Origin of the sequence: Lentibacillus songyuanensis (genome assembly GCF_039548255.1) — a bacterium.
Classification (GTDB): Bacteria; Bacillota; Bacilli; order Bacillales; family Amphibacillaceae; genus Lentibacillus_C; species Lentibacillus_C songyuanensis.
Window position 1 is genome coordinate 95,762 of the sequence record NZ_JBCLVH010000004.1, and the last position, 18,950, is coordinate 114,711.

The window sequence follows — 18,950 nt, forward strand, 5'->3', positions numbered from 1 at the left end:
GTTGCAATGTTTTTTGGCTTATTTGATACCGATACAGAAAAGAAAAGAGATGATTATTATAAGTTATATGAAAAACTCAAAGCTGCTCAGGCCGAGCATAATAAGAAGGTAAGTGATGCAGAATCATCCTATCAAAGTTACACGAGCTCCATGCCTTATTTATACGCTTCCAAGATACCAAGTGATGATTTCGAGGCGAAGCGAATGGAGCTCAACGCAGAACTAAACAAATATTTTAATTATGAAAAAGATAAGCTTAGCCAGCTTGAAACGGCTACTAATCAAGCTTATCAGCAATATGAACATTATAAAGACTTAGCGATAAAAGAGGCAGAGGAAGCAAAGGAAAAACGAGAGAAGGAATTAAAAGAACTGGCGGATAAAGTAGGGGGATGGTTTAATGTCTAAGGTTGAAATCGATGGAGAGAAATTAAACGAGGCTAAAATTGCCGCAGATGCTTTAGAGTCATCCATTAAAACATCTTATGAACAGTGCGACAAACTGATTTCCTATGTGGAGTCAGCAAATTGGAAGGGCAAATCACGAGATACGTTCTTAAGCTATATAGATATTATTTCTAAATATCATAACGATTTAAAATCAGCCGTGGCATTGCAGACAAAAGCGTTAAACAATCTGGAATCATATATGAATGATTTTAAACAAGATAGTTCGGTGAAAGAAGTGAAGAACTTATGACACATGCGACAGATACGTTTAATGTACCGGAACTATATCTTTTGGCCGCAGCATTCGGCGGGAATGTGCTTTTTGGTCTCCCTGAGAAACAAGTGTATCAATTACAGGGAGAAGAAATATTTGAAGAGGCGCATAATCGTTTAGTAGAGAAGAAGATCCTCACCGAAGATGGAAAAATAACAGACGGTGGAGCAATAATTATTAAAGCTCTTGAGTATTACCATCAAAGCAAAAAGTACGTTCGGATCAATAATTTAATGTTTGCATTCCGAGAAAATAATGATGATGAATTGATTATTTTGGTAGAAATAGAAGAAAAGCGTTTATATAAACTTTTTGTTGTATCAAAGGCCATCGTATTAAAGATGTTAGGGGAAAAGTTCCCGATTATAACAAGAGAGCCGCAAGAAAAGGAAAAGCATTTTTTGAAGCAAGAACTGTCTAACAAGGAAAGACGAGCGATTGAACAATTTGAACCAAGTAATATGCTAATTAATCTAGAGAAGTTTCATCTTAAAGAGGTCGTTCAGGAAAGTACGAATCCGGCATATTACCAGCAATGGTTAATCTTTGTCAAAGATGAGAAGTTATTTATGGTTAATACGGTTCAAAAAAAATACTATCATGTCAGTCAATATTGGTTTTTGAAAGTGCTCTTTGATGAAATGGAATTCCCTTACAAGGAGGCACAGTAAAAATGGTACAATTAGCCGTTAGTGGTGCAGGCGCCGGGGCAGGGGCTGGTGTAACGATTGACATTAGCCCGGACGAAATAACCACTATTTATAATCAATTGCAAGACATTATAACGGAATTAGAAAGCAACACAACACCCAACATTGAAAAGCTGGGTAAGTTGAATTTCTATAAGGCTGGTAAAGCGAAAGAATCAATGGAAGTATTTGCGGATGCGAATGAAAAATTAAATGACTTATATGAGAACTATGTTCGGGCATCGACGCTTGTGATTGATGTGTTAAACAAAATGATCGAAGCAGACCAAGCAGTTGCTGAGCAAATCATAGCCAAACTGGAGGTCTGATAGGATGGATGTAAAATACATTCCCGAAGAATGGGAAAAGGTGAAAGACAGTATCGGTGATCTTATTGGCCTGGGTGCTTGGGGAAAGGGCATGATTGATGATCTGAAGGATGTAACGAAAAATCTGGAAGATGCAGAATCAGATGTTGGCAAATATGATGTGGATGGGGTCGTTTCTTTTAGCCATGTTAATCGGGAGAAGAAGTATCAAGGGCTTTTTGATGATTTTAAAGTGATGCATGGCTTTAGCGGCAAGGTTGGGGACATCGTTGACAGTACGATTGACCAGCCATTTTACGAAGATATTGATGCTTTCGTGGAGGCAATGCGTGATGCAACTATCTCTGATTATACAACAGACAACCGGATTGGAGCAACGGAAGAGAAAATAATTTACCAGGGTTATGGCGTCCAGGAAAAACAAGAGGTACCTAAAACAGAAGTAAGCATCGACGATTTATTCAGCGGAGATAATTTCTATGCCGACCAAATAAAAACGGAATATGAAGCATGGAAAGTAGAAAACCCGGATGAGGATCTCTCACAGGAAGATTATCAACAGGCAGCAGTGAACATGCATGCTTTTGAATACGAATCGATTAAGGATCAACAGCATAATAAGGAGTTTTGGGTAAATATTGCTGCGTTGGTTGTTATTGTAGGAGCCACAATTGTCTGTCCTCCGGCAGGGCTGGCACTTGGAGCGGGATACGGTGCTTTGGAATTGGGATCTGCTATATCCGGTGAAGATTGGGTATCCGGCCGAGAATTAGGGACAGGTGAGCGATGGATCCGCGGCGCGCTTAGTCCATTAGATATTGTCCCTGGCGTTGGCGGTCTAACTAAATTTAGCAGCGCCGTACGAGTGGTAAATCTTGGGACAGATATGGCACAATTCGGTTTAAAGACAGGTATTAAAACCAGCATAAAGCAAGAAATCAAGCATGTGGGCGACATGACGGTCACAGCAGGAAAACAGGCCAGTACCCGATTAAAGAGTGCCGGTGCGGCAATGAAAGATGCCTCCAATGTAGCGAAGGATAAACTGGCAAAAGGTGCTGTTGGCGCAGGAAAGGTAATGGACTCCGCCGTTACCCAAGCGAAAAACATCCCTTCATCCCGGCAAATGCTCGCGATGGATGGTGCAGGCAATGTACGTATGCCAGCAGAGAATTCGCATACGTTTGAGAATAAGATTCGGGCAACGTTGAGTAAGGCTGAGGGTGTGAATGTTGGTGGAGACATTAGTAGAAGTAGAATGGAGTATTTAAGAAATAAATACGGTAGGCTTACCTCGGAGGAACTTCATTCCAGAATAAATATGAGAGGAATAAATAAAGAGGCTATAAATCACGGATCCCAAAATACCTGGAACCAATTTTTAGAAGTATCAATGGATGGAAATAAAACAGTTGAAGAAATCAAAGATTCATATATCAAGTTGATAAACGAACAATCCCCTTGGCCAGAAGGATTTGTTCCGGAAAAAGTTAATTTAGAGAAAGGTACAAAAATAAATATGGCATTATCTCCTGGGCAACCCTCTAGTAGGCCAGGGGGTTTCGGAACGATAGATGGTATTTCAGATGTGAATTTTGTGCGGGATAATTTGGCAGTGAAAAAGGATTGGAAAAAAGATATTGATACAGTTGTGACCTACGAAGTAGTTAAAGAACTACCTGTATTATCCGGCCCAGTGGGCCCCCAAATTGATTTAAGTTTAGATAAACTTTTATTGGGCGGGGCTTCACAGGTGAATTTTAATGTACCTAGAAATGAAATAATGCAATATTTAAAAGTTGTTTCTGAAGCTAAAATAAAGTAATTTATAAAGTTATTCTTAAAGGAAATAAAACCATACTGATTGTATTTATAAAGGAGGTTGTAATTTATGATTCATAACTTAATCTTGAACAAGGAAGATAACGTGATTTCATGGAGAGCAAATAAAGAGTTAATAAATGTGACGAATATTTCAGTAGAAAGCGCAATTGTTTTAGAGGAATTGGACCAAGTATTAGCAATAGATGAAAAAAGTAATAAGTTGGTTTTATTTAAAAAAAATGGAGATAAGATATTAGATATCTCCCCTCCACCAGGATATGATTTTGCATATGTAACGCATCATAATATAGGTCCTGTAGTAGTATGCTCTAAGGATATTAATCATGGATGGGAAGATTGGAATTTTGCTATTGACCTCAACACAGGGGAACTAAAAAAGCATGGTAAAGCATACTAGATAAATTCTACCTATCAAACTCTTAGTATATGCTTTTACGCTAAAGATTGTGTAAATATTACACCTTATGGAATTATACAGGATGAAAGGGTTTGGATTGCACAGGAAAGGGGGGAAAAATACCAAGTGTCAACAGGTTCCATATTTTTGGGTGATAAACTTAAACTCCCCAGAGTAGATCGTGATCACTGGATTGGTTGGATGTCTAAAGATAGCGTTAAACTTCGTAGAAGTCACGCGTGATGCAACTATCTCTGATTATACAACAGATAACCGGATTGGAGCAACGGAAGAGAAGGTTATCTATCAGGAATATGGAATCCAGCAAACACAAGAAGTCCCCAAAACAGAAGTAAGTCTGGACGATTTATTTAGCGGGGATAACTTCTATGCCGACCAAATAAAAACGGAATATGAAGCATGGAAAGTAGAAAATCCGGATGAGGATCTCTCACAGGAAGATTATCAACAGGCAGCAGTGAACATGCATGCTTTTGAATACGAATCGATTAAGGATCAACAGCATAAAAAGGAGTTTTGGGTAAATGTTGCTGCGTTAGTTGTCATTGTAGGAGCCACAATTGTCTGTCCCCCAACAGGGCTGGCACTTGGTGCGGGATACGGTGCCCTGGAATTGGGGTCTGCCATATCCGGCGAAGATTGGGTATCCGTCGAGAATTAGGGACAGGTGAGCGATGGGTCCGCGGCGCGCTTAGTCCATTAGATATTGTTCCTGGCGTTGGCGGTCTTACGAAATTTAGCAGCGCCGTACGAGTGGCAAATCTTGGGACAGATATGGCGCAGTTTGGGTTGAAGACAGGTATCAAATCCAGCATAAAGCAAGAAATCAAGCATGTGGGCGACATGACGGTCACAGCAGGAAAACAGGCCAGTACCCGATTAAAGAGTGCCGGTGCGGCAATGAAAGATGCCTCCAATGTAGCGAAGGATAAACTGGCAAAAGGTGCTGTTGGCGCAGGAAAGGTAATGGACTCCGCCGTTACCCAAGCGAAAAACATCCCTTCATCCCGGCAAATGCTCGCGATGGATGGTGCAGGCAATGTACGTATGCCAGTACAGAATACGCATACGTTTGAGAATAAGATTCGGGCAACGTTGAGTAAGGCTGAGGGTGTGAATGTTGGAGGAAAAGGCGCAAAAAGTATTGAATTCAAAAACGTAGGTGAATATTTTAATTATATTAATGAAATTGGTAAAAGAACTGACTTATCCACGGATCAAAAACTAGCAAAGATTCATGAGGCATATAAAGAATTAGGGGAGATTAAAGGTGATGTAACAGTTGTATCAGATAAAAAGTATTTAAAACCAGAAGGATTTGGACCTAATGGCAGAATGATTATAGATTGGCCAAATAAAATGGGCTTTATAGAAGACAAAATACAACCTATTAATAGAAATAATTACTTACCGGAGCAATGGGATAGAATTGGTGGAAAGGCTGGAGAAAATTTTACTACCTTACCTGATAACGAACTACCCTATTCCTATGATCAACGTGCAATCCCTTATCTGGAAAATCCAGAGGCACGACATGTCGGTACCTTTGCTAATGAACCATATTTCAACGCCATAGACTCTATAAAAGATGGGAATTTTGAGGAATTAAATAAACTTGTGGTAGCTAACGGAAAGGATCCCATTTCTAACATTGAATTCGACAGGTTTAAAGCACATTACGATAGATTTTTAGACAATACAAAGTCAACCATTGGAGACATTGATGCAACATATGGTCTGAAAGGTAATGCTGCACCATGGTCTAGCAGTTCTACAGGTGAGGTGTTAATGACAGGTGGAGCTGAACAAATTGTAACCCCTTTGAATGCAGAAATGTTAGAAATGATTGGAGTTATATCAAATTACTAGAGGAGGATCAATAATGACTAAAAAGGAGTTTCAAAGGAAAATTAAATCCGAAAAAATTAATACTGGTGAATACATTATTGTACTTGATAATATAACTGATGAACCTCTCGTAATGGGTTGTGCCTTTGATGATGGGGTATGGAAAATTTATGAGACAATGGAACGTGGAGGGCACTTTATCATTAAAGAATTGGATAATGAAAACCAAGCGTTTGATTATTTTTATGAATTACTATTAAGCAGACACAATTATTTATCTAAAAATTAATGAAGATACTATTGGATGAAGTTAAAATAACAGGGGAAAAGGAAGTATTATAGTATTTGAGAAGAGGGTTAACAGTTACCCGGTCTTGCTTAGGCATATAGAATGTCAGTAAAATATACTGGCAAATGATAGCATCGATACCTGTGGAGATGATATTAATGGTTGGAAAGGTGAGAAAAGGTGTATACGGAAAATATCAAGGAATGGAATATAGAATTATTGTAGATATGGATCATAACATAGAGGTAATGACTAAAGATAAAGGAAAGATTGATAACACCTTTCATGATGATAATAGTGGACTTTATACAAAAAGAATAGATCCCTATGGACTAAAAGATTGTGTAAGTATTACATCTTATGGAATTATACAGGATGAAAAGGTTCGTGTTTTACAAAAGAGAAAATGAATACCAAGTGGGAACTGGATCTTTGCTTGTGGGTAGTAAACTTAAACTCCCTAGAATAGATCGTGACACCTGGCTTGGATGGGTGCCTAAAGATAGTATTAAACTTGTGGAAAAAGACGGTGGTTAATCCAGAAGATTTATAATAACTGGGGAAAAGTATTTTAGTAAAGAGTTTATGTTCAATTTGTAATAATTTTTTAAAAGTCATAATTATATTGGATGTGAGATGCAGCCGTTTAAATGCTTTGTAGTTTTAAGCTTTTGGGATAGTAGAAAAAATATATCTGCACCATACTGTCCCCTTACTATTTATTTTCCTGTGTCAGCATGTGTGATATATACTAATCAGGCTTGATGGCTATCATGGATAAGCTGGCCTGGTAAGCTTATCCATGATAGGATATAACGATAGAATGCCAGGTAGCTTTGCACGATCGGGAAGCATAATTCGCAACCCACTTGTATGAGAAAATTTGGTTTTGTTGCGTAAAAAGTAAAAGTGTAAGAAAGATTTGACGGATTGTTCTAATTCTTCCTCTCCTTTTAGAAGTCTGAAGGAAAACCTTTGCTTCGTAGTGTATTACTGGTAAGATCATACATAATATTGCCTATTAAATTTATTCAAAAAGACAATGGTTAGTAAGTATATATTTAATCAAAAGTAATTCTAAAAGCTTACAGCACAGGTTATCGAATCAAAAATCTCCAAAATAAAGGAGGCGGGAGTAGATGAGTAAACTTAGTGAATTGCAGGGTCAAAGAAAAACCGTTCAGACAGCTATAACCGATTCAAAGAATAAAATTGTTATCTTAGAGGATAAGATTAGTAGATTGAAGGAAGCATCTAGCTCACTAGCAACAAGTATCAGTGAATTAGATACAACAAAAACATCCATTGACAATCTAACGATAGATGAAACTAGCTGGAAAGGGAAGAAGGAAAATAAATTTGAGGACCAATATAAAGGATATAAGCATAGTGTAAAAAGGTTTATTTCCAAAACGGAGGATGCGAAGCAGGCAATAGAAGATGATATTAGTAGATATCAGGAGACAAAAGCTTCCTATGAAACCGGAATAACCAGTTTGCAAAGTACACTTGCTTCTCTTAATAGTCAAATTAGCGCGGCGGAAAAGGAGTGAAGGTAATTGAGTGAAAAAGTAAGTATCGATATAGGAACTTTCAATTCGAACATTAAGAAATTAAGATCCTCCCTTGCTGGTTTGGAAATTGGTATTGAAAAGGACCGCTCGTTTGACAAAACAAATATCACACCGTTTACAGATGATCTTGAGAATACAATGAAAGCGATCGAGTTATTAAGTAAATACAAGAATATGTTGGATACCGACATTACCACGTTAGAAGGTGTTGGAGAATCGATGAAGGAAAATGATGAAAGATTAGCTGCAATGCAAGCGGATATTAATGGTCCACAGCCATTGCGCAGTTAGAGGGGTGATATTATGGGGAATAAGGTAGATATTTCTGAGGTTCATACGTTCTGTGATGATTTGGAAACTACTTCATCGAGTATTAAGTCAAGTCTGGATAGTATAAAAGCGGATATTGATCGAATGAATGCAATGGAGTCTTTTTCAGGCCAAGCAGCAACCGAGGCTAAAGGTTATTTTAAAGAATTCCATAAAACGGTTCTGGAAGCATTCAACGGATTATTTCATGATCTTAACAAAAACGTAAAACAACATTTGACCACATTTGAGGCGGAAGTGGACACAAGCGAATCAGCAATTGTGGAAAGTGATTATTTAAACAACCCAGAATCGAAGGTAGATAAAAAATATGCACAATTAGAATTCGAGTACCAGTCCATAAACAGGACAATTAATGATGTCTCCGATATTAGTAGTGCGACTACTCCTTCTTTTTCTTCGGTAAAAAATAATGAAAGTACAGTGATTGAAACAATTATAGATTTAGAAGATAAATTATCTTCTTTTACAAGTGAAGGGAAAGAACACGATTCAGAGACGAAAGAGCTGTTACATCATCTTGAAGTTGCAGTGAACAGTGCAGGAACAAAAAACGGTAGGGAACGATTTACCGATTTTACAACGGTTACCGCTTATGTTGGTTTGCCCGTTTTAAAGGATCATAATAACTCATCCACTGAAGAGAAGGAGAAATTTGAGAAGTTAGATAAGGAATCCCGGGATATTATTAAAAAAGCTGAGGAGGATTATAAGGACGGTGAAATTGATAAGACAACGTTTGATTCCATATATACAGGTGTCCTTCATGTAGGCGCACGATATATACAGAGTTTAGTAAGCTCAAAAGTTCAGCAGGAGGTAACAGATCGGACTGCTGCATCTATGGTTAATTGGGCACATAAAAATATTGGCCAGTTTTTTGTAGACCCAGGGCTTCGAGCGTCACTTGCTAATGGCAGTGGCGGTATAACGATTGCGAAAGAGGCAGATGGGTTAAGTAAGGTATTACGAACAGGAGCACGAAACGGAATTCCAATAGTAGGTTCAGCAATTGACTTTGGAATTCAAATATACCAAGGAGAAGATGCGACCGATGCCGCACTTAAAACCGCTGGTCACATGAGTGCAGGAGCTGTTGGGGCAGCAATTGGCTCCGTAGTGCCTTTTGCTGGGACGGCAATAGGTTTCGGGGTTGGTGTTGGCCTGTCCATGGCATTTGATTGGGGATATGATCATGCAGATGAAATAGTGGAAGGTGCAAAAAATATAACAAAGAAAGTGACAAAAAAGGTAGGAGATGCTGTTTCAGGCTTTTTTGGAAACCTTGGTTCAGTATTCGGCTAGTTACTTCATAGTGGGTCAGGTGATAAACCATGAATGTAAATTTAATCCCGTTTTATACGGAAAATAAACAAGGCCAACAAAATTATACGTTACTCTTAGATAAAAAGACAGAGCTAGTCTATAAAGCTTATCATAAGAAGACAACTCAATGGGTTTATTGGATAGGACTTGTGATTACATTAGGAATACTTAGAGAAATGCAAGATATTTTTTTACCGGTAACAAGTCTGTTAGGTATTTCCCTTTTAATTCTATTAGGAATAGCAGGCATTGTGATCGGAATCTATTGTTATAAAAAGATGGCTTATGAAGAGGTTAGGGAGATATATTTAACGGAAGATATGATTGAAGAATACCTTCGTAAAGGGAAAAGTACGTTAAGAATAGAGGCATGGACCACATTAATTATCTTTATCGGTTTGGTCATATTATCTATTTTGTTCTTTGTTTCTCATTTGTTCATTTGGCTGCTTTTCGCATTTTATGCGTTTGTATTAGTGGTTGTTTTGTTATGCAGGCTTCCTATAGGAAGATTTAAACTTATAAAAAAGGGTGTTATATAAATGGAAATTTTACCAATTGGTAGTGTTGTACGGTTAAAGAATGGCGAAGTTAAATTAATGATTTTGAATAGAGCACCTCTGTATAATAAGGACGGTGTCATAGGTTATTTTGATTATTCAGCATGTGTTTACCCGGCTGGAAAAGTGGAAGAGCAAGTCTATTTTTTCAACGATGAAAATATTGAGGAAGTCTATTTTGAAGGATATAAGGATGAGCAGGAAGAACTGTTCCAGAGTCAGTATGAAGACAAGATAAAAAATGTCAACTACCCAAAATTTTCATTAGATGACTAAACAGTAAAAAAGCTATATAATTTTAAATACAAGACAGTTGAATGAATTTCATAATTCCTAGCCCTTGTGCCCCCAATGAGTCTGGGAGACAAAAGGAAGTACCTCCCCCCAATCTTGTATAATGGTAGTTGGTATCAACAGTAAACTGAACAAATAGTTAAAGGAACATAAACTTGTTTATAGCGTTCAGTGTATGAGCACCTTTTTGAAGGATACTGTGCGTAGTTTATCACTTTACATGGAGCCTCTGCGGGCATGATCTTAAGCCAGGAAGCCAGGTATTTCAGAAATCTGGCTTAGCCGCAAAGGGTATCATACCCGCCTCTCCAAATAAAGTGCGCGTTTCTTTATCCAACTGTGCTCATTTCGGATTGGTGCTTGGTCTTGTATTCACTGGGCGTTAGATATTCTAGTGACCCATGTATCCGAATGTTATTGAACCAATTGACGTAATTAAATAGCTCAAGATCGAGTTCTCGCTGGCTGGCAAATACGCTACCATTTACGAATTCTGTTTTAATCGTTTTGAACGTCGCCTCGGCAACTGCATTGTCGTAAGGCGTTCCTTTTTCACTTAATGATCTTTCAATACCGAATGTCTCCAATGCCTGATCTATAAGCCTATTTTTAAACTCACTTCCCCGATCGGTGTGGAATAATTCAAGGCGATTTAAGTTATATTTCACGGTTGAAAAGGCCTGTTGTACTAACTCTGCACTTTTATTTGGGCCGGCACTGTAGCCGATAATTTTAAATCTACTAGAACACAAATGTAATGCCAGTTTTGCTTGACAAGGACGTATGTTAAATCGCTCACAATTACTTTCAGTTCCATTTCCTGATTAAATTCACGGTTTAATACATTCCCGGTTTCGGATTCATTTACTGTCGTTTTTCGAGGTTTAAATTGGGCTACGGTGTACTTTGACACAAGTCCTTGTTCTTTCATAATTCGCCCGATACGGCGGCGTTACACTTCCCAGTCTTTCTTTTGGAGTTCAATCTTTATCTTTCTTTGTCCATAATTGTTCCGACTGTCTTTGAATATCTTGATAATTAAAGCAGTCAATTCCACCTCTTCCTGGTCATCCTTGATTTCGGCTTCATAGTAGTAGGTACTTCTAGGTGTTTGCAGGACGGCGCACATTGCTGATACAGAGTATTTGTGACAGTTGTTACGAATCACATCTACTTTTCGTCCCATTATCAGCGCGACTTGCTTTAAAATATCATTCTCAATTGCAAGTCTTTGGTTTTCTTTACGGAGTTTAATTAATTCCTCTTATTCCGGTGTTCGATTATCTTTTTCTTCAAATGATCCACTTGTTTTATGCTGACGAACCCATTTGTCAAAGGCAGAATGCGTCAGCTTGTACTCTTTGATTATTTCGTCCTGCGGTTTACCTGAAGCATGTACTGGACAATTTGTTCTTAAAATCTTTAGAAAATGATCTTCTTTCTCTTTTGGTCATAGTTGATTCCTCCGTTTTTTTGAATCAAGTTTATATGACCTTAAGGAATCTGTCCAATCAAGTGTAACCTATTCAAGGTAATTCCTGAGTGGAAAATTAGTGATTCTGCAAGTTTTATTGAGGGAGCAGAGCTTCATAGAGTAATAGATGGAAAAGATACTGTAATTGGGATTTTTAATGGCAAAAACTTTAGATAATTCATTAAATAATAAGGGGTGAAGTTAATGGTACGATTGGGTCTTTATGGTAAATATAAGGGAATTGAATATAAAGTTACTCGTGACATGCAAGGTAATAGAAAAATTATTACAGAAGATGCAGGAAAAATTGACGGATCTTTTCAAGACACTTATAATAGCGGAGTTTTTAGTAAGATAATTGATCCTAATGAATTATCAGATTGTGTTAGCGTAAAAACCTTTGGAATTATTAAAGGGAAGAAAGTACAAGTTTTAAAAGAAAGTGAAACGGAATATCAGGTTGCGACAAGTTCGCTGTTAATAGGAAGTGAACTAAAAATTCCCAGAATTGATAGAGACCAATGGCTTGGATGGGTGCCCAAAAGCGAAGTAAAGATTGTAGAGGAGAAAAAAACTATTAACCCTGCTGATCTATAAAATAAATAATTCAGATTTTACATGATGTAAAAAATTAAATAAAACTATATGAAAAAGAATCGGAGATCAGTGATTCTAAAAACTCCGGTGGTAGTTGAAATATAAAGGGATGGAATATTAAGTTACCGGGGATATGCAAGGTAATGTAGAAATTATTACTAAAAACTCCGCAAAAACGGATAGTTCCTATGAAGATATATATAATAGTGGTGTTTTTGGTAAAGTAATTGACCCTAATGAACTATCTGATTGTGTTAGCGAAAAACCTTTGGAATTATTAGAGGGAAATAAGTACAAGTTTTAAAAGAAGGTAAGCGTGGAATATTCAAGCGACAATAAGAAGGGATTAGATTTGTTGAGAAATGGTACATAATGGAAAGGGCCAAGGAACAGAATATGAAATTACTGTAGATATGGACCGTAATATAAAAATAATGACTAAAGATAAAGAGAAAACTGATAAAACCTTTAATTATTATAATAATAGCGGAACTTTTAAAAAGCTAGTAGAACCTCATGAGCTAAAAGATTGTGTAAGTATTACACCTTATGGAATTATTCAGGACGAGAGGGTTCGGATTGCACAGGAAGGAGGAGATAAATACCAAGTGTCAACAGGTTCTATACTTGTGGGAGATAAACTTAAGCTCTCCAGAGTAGACCGTGATCACTGGCTTGGATGGGTGCCGAAAGATAGTGTTAAACTTGTAGAAAAAGAAATAGCGGCCAATCCAAAGGAAGATTTATAATAACTAATGTAAAGTATTATGGATCAATATAAGATTCAAATTCCTTTGGAAAAGTTCTTTACATTCTTTGGAAAATGTTCTTCTTTAGGTAATGACAGGAAGGGCGCTTAGACTGCACATCAAAGTTTCGGCCACTTGTCTTTGGAGGAAATGCCGATTAAATTTTATTACCACCAGATAGGATAAAGCATATCAGGGCGGTTCCAAATTAGCAAAAATGGGAGCAAAAACTAATGATAAGTGAAGTAAAACTAGAGTTAAAAAAACAATGTGAAGTAATAACTAGTTATTTAAAAGACTCCTACCCAAATCAACTTAGATTCAATGGTATTCTAAAAGATATTTATGACAAGTTTATTGTACTTCAGAAAAAGGTTAAGAATGACGAGTCTTTAAAAAGCATTTCTATTCATGGTTGCATAAGAATGTTTGTCGATGAGACTACTGATTACAGTAGTCCGATAATTAAGGAAATGGAAAAAGCAGGGGAATTACTTAAAAAATGGCAATAATATATATTGTATGAGTTTGTATAAGGATTACCCCTTTAAATAATATCGGTGAAGCTTTGAAAAGTGGCCTGGATGCAATCAATCCGTTTTCTTAATGCAATTAACTAATGAAATGGAGAATCGTTAAATGAATTGTAAGGTACAAGGTGCATTTAAAAACATTCGGTATAGAATCCTGACTATTGAGAACGAGGAGTATATTATGGATATGGGGCGTGCCCTTTGGAAGATTTTATTCCCCTTTTTTTACTGGATGTTTCCGAGTCCTGTATATAAAGTAAAAGAGTCGAATATCGTGGATAAATTAAAATCTCCGGAAGTGAATCAAAAAGATATGGGGAATTCTGGTCCCCTGAGCGCAGGTATTGGTATTTTTATAGCAATTTTGCTAAGGCCATTGGGAGATGCGCTTGCTCTTCCGGATAATACATTGGTCAATTCTGTGATTCTGAGCATTCTTGTAATATCTGTGATTGTAGTGATTGTAATGATCAATTATCGATGTAAAAGAAAGTTGCAACAAGTTGTGAACCTTGAACAACTACCTAAAACTAAATTGTGGATAAGACCCCAGTCCTTTAAACACTTTTTTCAGGTCTTGTTCATTTACCTTATTGCTATGATTTCAACCTTAGCACTTTGTTACTTATCCATTGTGGCATCTATAACACTATTATTTACAATGGGATCTTTCGCTTTTTTATGTATTGTCCATGTGTTGCCGGCAGCAGTAGGTCAAACTACTGTTAAGTTTAAAGGTGGTAAAAAGCTTGCTGTCTAAAATAAATAGGACTTACAAAAATAAAAAATAAATAGAGAAGAATAGTCATGCTGCCAATTGGTTCAATCGTATATCTAAAAGAAGGAACGAGCAAACTCATGGCTTTGACTCATGTAGCATATGTAAGTGGCTCATCCACCCTGAAAATTTTATTTTATAAACCGCATACCCAGTTTCCTGTTTTTAAATACGAGATTTATATATTTCAATAAACCGTTTTGTAGCATTTGACAAATATGTTCCTTTACGAAACGCTGCAACCAAGTCAGTAGTGATAGGTGGCTCGCCTATTATAAAATAATGGGGCGCAACAGGAGTATGGATAAACTTGGTGAAACTTTCTGGTGTAAAAGACACCCCGATAGAATTGGCAGCCAGTTTTATGGCAGTCTCCAAGTTCTGGGTGGTTAACGCAACGTTAGGATTCACATTATATTTCTTCAGTGCTTGGTTTGCTAATTCTCTTGTACGTTGGGAACTGTCAGTTAAAACAAACAATTCATTTTCAAAAATACTAAGATCAATCCAGTAATACGGTAAGCCCTTGAACTTCTTTTTATACTTAGATTTTGGATGACTTGGCGGAACTGCCAGTAGCAAATATTCTTTTTGTATTAACCAGTGATCGATATTCGGATTTTTGATTGGCCTATTCATGATGGCAACATCCACTTCTCCCCGAATGATTTTGTCTTCTATTTCAGTTGATTGTGCTTCGGTAACTTCAATATTGAATTCTGGATATTCTTTAGTAAACTCCGGTAAAACATTGGGTAGAACATGAGAACCTCTTATTCTTGAAAGGGCCAAATGAATCCTACCCTTTTTATCATTTTTAATATCACTCAATTGCTGATCCAATTGTTTTTTTAGTGATAAGATACGATAACTTGTATTTACATAAACTTCCCCAGCATAGGTTAACACAAATTTATTCCCTATCTTCTCAAATAATTTCAGTCCAAGTCTCGTTTCCAGGTTCTTTAAATATCTACTTAAAGAAGGTTGAGAAATAAATAAAGATGTCGCAGCTTTGGTTATACTTTGATGTTTGGAGACAGCTAATACATATTTTAATTCTGTAAAATCCAATACAAGCACCTCTTTTATAATAAGTATAGCTTGAAGCTATACTTATTATAGCAAATATATCTTTGAATTATGAAGTTATTTGATTTAAGATTTAAAAAAATGCGATTGTAGGAGTGACCGATTTTGAAAAATACTTTTAAGCATACTGAACCGCTTGAAGAACGCAAAACTACCGTGTTGTTCTTACCGGGAAATATGTGTGCACCTGATGTTTTTTCCCAGATAGAACTTCCTGATAGCATACAATCCAGTGTTATAGACTGGGCAAATTCAAAGGGGCCATGGGATATTACAAGTCTAGGAAAAAGAATCAATCAATTCATCTTAGAGGAAAACCTCGGAGATACTTATTTGGCTGGTTATTCAGCAGGCGGGGCAATGGCACTGGCGAGCGCGACAGAAGATAATGCCCAGGCCAAAGGACTTCTAATTTCTAATACAGGGGCTAACACCAAAAATCACGGCGATCCTCATTTTCCGAAAAAAATCAAGGAACAGTGGGGGACAGATACTTTTATCGAATCATTTTTAAATAGGTGCTTTTCCAAACCAATTGATAAAGAATTAAAACCTAAACTTATTTCTTATATCAAACATTTAAATGAAGAAGCAGTATTGGAGGCTGCTGTTTCCATACGTAAGCTGGACCTGAAGCCTATGTTACCAAAGATCAATTGCAAAACAACTATTGCACATGGCAAGGACGATATTTCCAGAAATGTTTTTCACGCTAAAGAGTTACAGGAAAACATAAAAGGAGCTAAACTGTCATTGCTGAAAGGGGGTCACACAATCATGGTGGAAAATCGGGAAGAATGGCAAAAAGAACTATGGGAACTCATACAAGAATAAAGTATTTCGTTATTTGAAGTATTTTATTTACCTGACAAAAGTAAGCCTTTACAAAATAGATTTAAGGAAAAAGGGAGGATTTTACAATGCTTGTGTTATTGGGATTTCTAATTATATTAGGATTGATATATTTTGTTTTTTTGGGGAAATCATCTCCTGTTGTGGCATTTATCATTTTACCTTTAATAGCGGTTTTAATATTAGGTTTTAGCGGGGGAGAGATTGCAGACTTTATAATGACTGGAATCGATCAAACATGGCAAATAGCTGTATTATTTATTTTTTCTATTACCTATTTTGGAATCATGAATGATGCAGGTTTGTTTGATAAAGTAATTAATAAATTGCTATATTTTTCGCAGAATAGAGTTACTGCTATTTATATTTCAACTGTTCTCATTGCAATGGTTGCCCATTTGGATGGGTCTGGTGCAACCACCTTTATCATAACGATACCTGCACTTCTTCCTATCTATTTGAAATTAGGTTTGAAACCGACTACACTGATATTATTGGTCGCCTCAGCAGCGGGGGCTATGAACTTTGTCCCTTGGGGAGGTTCAACAACTCGAACTGCCTCTATAATTGGGATAAATCCTACCGAACTTTGGATAGAACTGCTTCCTGTCCAAGTCTTTGCCATGTTACTTGCGATTGGGCTCGCTATTATTCTTCCCAAAATTGAAAAAGTGGATCTAAAAAACACACAAGGCGAAGGTTTTAAAGTTTCTACGTTAGAATTTACAGAGGAGCAATTAAAGTTAAAGCGCTATAAGCTGTTGCCATTTAATGCGATATTAACAATTGCACTTGTTATTATGATGTTTGCTTTCAAAGACTTACCACTTTTTGTCATTTTCATGATTGGAGTAGCAATTGCGCTTCCACTTAACTACAGAACATTAAAAGAACAACATGCCAGAATAGAAGCGCATGCATCATCTGCAATATTGATGGCGACTATCATATTATCTGCGGGTGTATTTCTGGGAGTCATGTCAGAAAGTGGAATGATTACTGAAATGGCTAACGCAGTAGTTGGTATATTACCGGACTTCATGGGACAATTTGTGCATATTTTAGTAGCACTGTTCGCTGCACCGATACACCTTGTAGTGGGAACCGATCCTTATTATTATGGATTAATGCCTGTTATTGAAAATGTAGCGCAAACCTTTGGTATTTCATCTAAGTCAGTCGGTATAGCCATGATTATAGGAGAAGCACCAACATGGGTTGTCAGCGCTGTTGCGCCAGCGGTGTATTTAGCTATCGGTTTAGCAGGAGTGGAATATAAGGAGCACTTAAAGTATTCATTTAAATATACATGGGCAATGAGTATATTGATGGTAGCTTTTGCTATTGTAATTGGCTTGATTCCACTTAAGTAGTATTTGGAATACTATCAGGATATAAAGAAAAATGTTTAATTGTATTATTTCTATAATTCGAATGGTGCAATACCAAAAAATTTAGTAGCAAATTATTAAATACATTACATTTGTTTCATGGTATAATTTAACAAATGGCAGTCCGGGTAACTCCAACCGTCAATCTTTTGTTACCCGTACTGCCGAGCTTATGCAAAAAACAATATTAGTGGTAATAAACAATTCCCCATACTATATTTATGATATTCTCCACTCCCCCCTTTTTAAATAGATTTAATATTGCCATAAACCAATTATACAAAGAACGTAAACTCAATTAGCTTATAATCAATAAATTCACCATAAAATTGTTTGCGAATTCTTTTACCTATCTATTGTAGATTCGGACGTTATTACGTTACTCTTTATGTAGGTACGTTGCTATTTTATGTGTTGATTAATGTTTTAATGGTAACAGTAGGCACTTCTACCGTGAAATTTAAAATGGCAAAAAGGAAGCAATTCGATAAATCAATGGAAGACCCCTTACTATGTATATTAAAAAAGCTATAATTTTTTTAAATAGAGGAGCGGAAGGATCATGGAAACGAAATTGATTCCCTTTTATATGGAAAACCATCAAAACAGAATGGGGTATACGTTATTTATAGATATGAACACAATGCATATTTATCGAGCATATAATGATAGTTATCGTTTTTTTCAAAGTGGGCGGTACTGGATCTATTCATTAGGTGGTTATTGGATTCTTAAAGAGGTAGGTAACTTTACTATCCATATGAACCTTCTCACTAGCATCCTAATCCTGCTTGTTCTTAGCGGAGGATTCTTTTGGTACGGATATCATTACTTTTATAAAAAGTCATTGGAAAATATAGATTTAAAAGATGCTTATTTGACAAAGGATGAGTTTATAGATTATGCCAAAGCGGGTTGCTCTAATACTCGTTTGCTCATTATCATGGCGGCAATTTTTATCGTTATTTACTTTTTTCTCCTATTGGTTTACCTTGCAATGTTTTCCATTGATCTATTAATTATTTTAAGTTTACTTTCATTTGTTATAGGGGGGATGCTCCGCTCGATTCCTATCCAGCGTCTCCGTCTAAACTATCAAAACAGTTATTTGGAAAAAGTTGCAACCGAAGTACAACGTAAGCTGGCAGAGTAAAGCATCGAATTGAGGAGGAACGGTGGGTTAAGAACGCTACGTCCTGTTCGTCCGAAGTCTACACTGAATGAAGTTTCACCTTATTTAAAGGAAACTAGAAAGGCA

General features: G+C 36.7%; 23 protein-coding genes and 1 pseudogene. 22 read left to right on the forward strand and 2 right to left on the reverse strand.

Annotated features, from left to right (window positions below):
• Window positions 1-6 precede the first annotated feature (6 nt).
• The 15 genes from WMZ97_RS06005 to WMZ97_RS06075 all read left to right on the forward strand — a co-directional run bounded on the left by WMZ97_RS06005 (window position 7) and on the right by WMZ97_RS06075 (window position 10,208).
• Window positions 7-408: a hypothetical protein gene (locus tag WMZ97_RS06005; protein ID WP_343271180.1), complete on the forward strand. Its 402-nt coding sequence runs from the start codon at window positions 7-9 to the stop codon at window positions 406-408.
• On the forward strand, window positions 401-700 hold the full coding sequence (locus tag WMZ97_RS06010) for a WXG100 family type VII secretion target (RefSeq protein WP_343271181.1): 300 nt from the start codon (window positions 401-403) through the stop codon (window positions 698-700). Before WMZ97_RS06005 ends, WMZ97_RS06010 begins: the two co-directional genes overlap by 8 nt.
• Window positions 697-1,395, forward strand: a complete 699-nt coding sequence (locus WMZ97_RS06015; RefSeq protein ID WP_343271182.1) for a DUF5081 family protein — start codon at window positions 697-699, stop codon at window positions 1,393-1,395. The genes WMZ97_RS06010 and WMZ97_RS06015 overlap by 4 nt, the downstream gene beginning before the upstream one ends.
• Window positions 1,396-1,397: 2 nt before the next feature.
• Window positions 1,398-1,742: a hypothetical protein gene (locus WMZ97_RS06020; protein WP_343271183.1), complete on the forward strand. Its 345-nt coding sequence runs from the start codon at window positions 1,398-1,400 to the stop codon at window positions 1,740-1,742.
• A 4-nt stretch (window positions 1,743-1,746) separates the two neighbouring features.
• Window positions 1,747-3,567, forward strand: a complete 1,821-nt coding sequence (locus tag WMZ97_RS06025) for a hypothetical protein (RefSeq protein ID WP_343271184.1) — start codon at window positions 1,747-1,749, stop codon at window positions 3,565-3,567.
• Between the two features lie 66 nt (window positions 3,568-3,633).
• Window positions 3,634-3,984, forward strand: a complete 351-nt coding sequence (locus tag WMZ97_RS06030; protein ID WP_343271185.1) for a hypothetical protein — start codon at window positions 3,634-3,636, stop codon at window positions 3,982-3,984.
• Window positions 3,985-4,165: 181 nt separating this feature from the next.
• On the forward strand, window positions 4,166-4,666 hold the full coding sequence (locus WMZ97_RS06035; protein WP_343271186.1) for a hypothetical protein: 501 nt from the start codon (window positions 4,166-4,168) through the stop codon (window positions 4,664-4,666).
• Window positions 4,645-5,874 carry a hypothetical protein gene (locus WMZ97_RS06040; protein WP_343271187.1) on the forward strand — a complete coding sequence of 410 codons (1,230 nt, stop codon included), beginning with the start codon at window positions 4,645-4,647 and terminating at the stop codon, window positions 5,872-5,874. The genes WMZ97_RS06035 and WMZ97_RS06040 overlap by 22 nt, the downstream gene beginning before the upstream one ends.
• A 13-nt stretch (window positions 5,875-5,887) precedes the next feature.
• Window positions 5,888-6,142, forward strand: coding sequence for a hypothetical protein (locus WMZ97_RS06045; protein ID WP_343271188.1), 255 nt, complete (start codon window positions 5,888-5,890; stop codon window positions 6,140-6,142).
• A gap of 158 nt (window positions 6,143-6,300) precedes the next feature.
• A complete protein-coding gene (locus WMZ97_RS06050; protein WP_343271189.1) occupies window positions 6,301-6,552 on the forward strand; it encodes a hypothetical protein in 252 nt (83 codons plus the stop codon).
• A gap of 729 nt (window positions 6,553-7,281) precedes the next feature.
• Window positions 7,282-7,695, forward strand: coding sequence for a YwqH-like family protein (locus WMZ97_RS06055; RefSeq protein ID WP_343271190.1), 414 nt, complete (start codon window positions 7,282-7,284; stop codon window positions 7,693-7,695).
• 6 nt (window positions 7,696-7,701) lie between these two features.
• A complete protein-coding gene (locus tag WMZ97_RS06060; RefSeq protein ID WP_343271191.1) occupies window positions 7,702-8,007 on the forward strand; it encodes a TIGR04197 family type VII secretion effector in 306 nt (101 codons plus the stop codon).
• Window positions 8,008-8,019: 12 nt separating this feature from the next.
• Window positions 8,020-9,351, forward strand: a complete 1,332-nt coding sequence (locus WMZ97_RS06065; RefSeq protein WP_343271192.1) for a T7SS effector LXG polymorphic toxin — start codon at window positions 8,020-8,022, stop codon at window positions 9,349-9,351.
• A gap of 29 nt (window positions 9,352-9,380) precedes the next feature.
• Window positions 9,381-9,914 (forward strand): hypothetical protein, encoded by a 534-nt coding sequence (locus WMZ97_RS06070; RefSeq protein WP_343271193.1) that lies wholly within the window; start codon window positions 9,381-9,383, stop codon window positions 9,912-9,914.
• A complete protein-coding gene (locus WMZ97_RS06075) occupies window positions 9,915-10,208 on the forward strand; it encodes a DUF4176 domain-containing protein (protein WP_343271194.1) in 294 nt (97 codons plus the stop codon).
• Window positions 10,209-10,555: 347 nt separating this feature from the next.
• Here the strand turns inward: WMZ97_RS06075 and WMZ97_RS06080 are convergent.
• A pseudogene (locus tag WMZ97_RS06080) lies at window positions 10,556-11,680 on the reverse strand (IS3 family transposase).
• Window positions 11,681-11,904: 224 nt separating this feature from the next.
• Between WMZ97_RS06080 and WMZ97_RS06085 the strand changes: the two are divergent.
• The 4 genes from WMZ97_RS06085 to WMZ97_RS06100 all read left to right on the forward strand — a co-directional run bounded on the left by WMZ97_RS06085 (window position 11,905) and on the right by WMZ97_RS06100 (window position 14,339).
• Window positions 11,905-12,297, forward strand: a complete 393-nt coding sequence (locus tag WMZ97_RS06085; protein WP_343271195.1) for a hypothetical protein — start codon at window positions 11,905-11,907, stop codon at window positions 12,295-12,297.
• Window positions 12,298-12,659: 362 nt separating this feature from the next.
• On the forward strand, window positions 12,660-13,046 hold the full coding sequence (locus WMZ97_RS06090) for a hypothetical protein (protein WP_343271196.1): 387 nt from the start codon (window positions 12,660-12,662) through the stop codon (window positions 13,044-13,046).
• Between the two features lie 233 nt (window positions 13,047-13,279).
• A complete protein-coding gene (locus WMZ97_RS06095) occupies window positions 13,280-13,558 on the forward strand; it encodes a hypothetical protein (protein ID WP_343271197.1) in 279 nt (92 codons plus the stop codon).
• A gap of 127 nt (window positions 13,559-13,685) precedes the next feature.
• A complete protein-coding gene (locus WMZ97_RS06100; protein ID WP_343271198.1) occupies window positions 13,686-14,339 on the forward strand; it encodes a DUF443 family protein in 654 nt (217 codons plus the stop codon).
• A 183-nt stretch (window positions 14,340-14,522) separates the two neighbouring features.
• On the opposite strand, the gene WMZ97_RS06105 is transcribed toward WMZ97_RS06100, so the two are convergent.
• Window positions 14,523-15,431 carry a LysR family transcriptional regulator gene (locus WMZ97_RS06105; protein WP_343271199.1) on the reverse strand — a complete coding sequence of 303 codons (909 nt, stop codon included), beginning with the start codon at window positions 15,429-15,431 and terminating at the stop codon, window positions 14,523-14,525.
• Window positions 15,432-15,554: 123 nt separating this feature from the next.
• Between WMZ97_RS06105 and WMZ97_RS06110 the strand changes: the two genes are divergently transcribed.
• The 3 genes from WMZ97_RS06110 to WMZ97_RS06120 all read left to right on the forward strand — a co-directional run bounded on the left by WMZ97_RS06110 (window position 15,555) and on the right by WMZ97_RS06120 (window position 18,845).
• Complete coding sequence (locus WMZ97_RS06110) at window positions 15,555-16,283, forward strand: alpha/beta fold hydrolase (RefSeq protein ID WP_343271200.1); 729 nt, start codon at window positions 15,555-15,557, stop codon at window positions 16,281-16,283.
• Between the two features lie 86 nt (window positions 16,284-16,369).
• Window positions 16,370-17,674 (forward strand): CitMHS family transporter, encoded by a 1,305-nt coding sequence (locus WMZ97_RS06115; protein WP_343271201.1) that lies wholly within the window; start codon window positions 16,370-16,372, stop codon window positions 17,672-17,674.
• 580 nt (window positions 17,675-18,254) lie between these two features.
• On the forward strand, window positions 18,255-18,845 hold the full coding sequence (locus tag WMZ97_RS06120) for a hypothetical protein (protein ID WP_343271202.1): 591 nt from the start codon (window positions 18,255-18,257) through the stop codon (window positions 18,843-18,845).
• The last annotated feature ends 105 nt before the right edge of the window (window positions 18,846-18,950 follow it).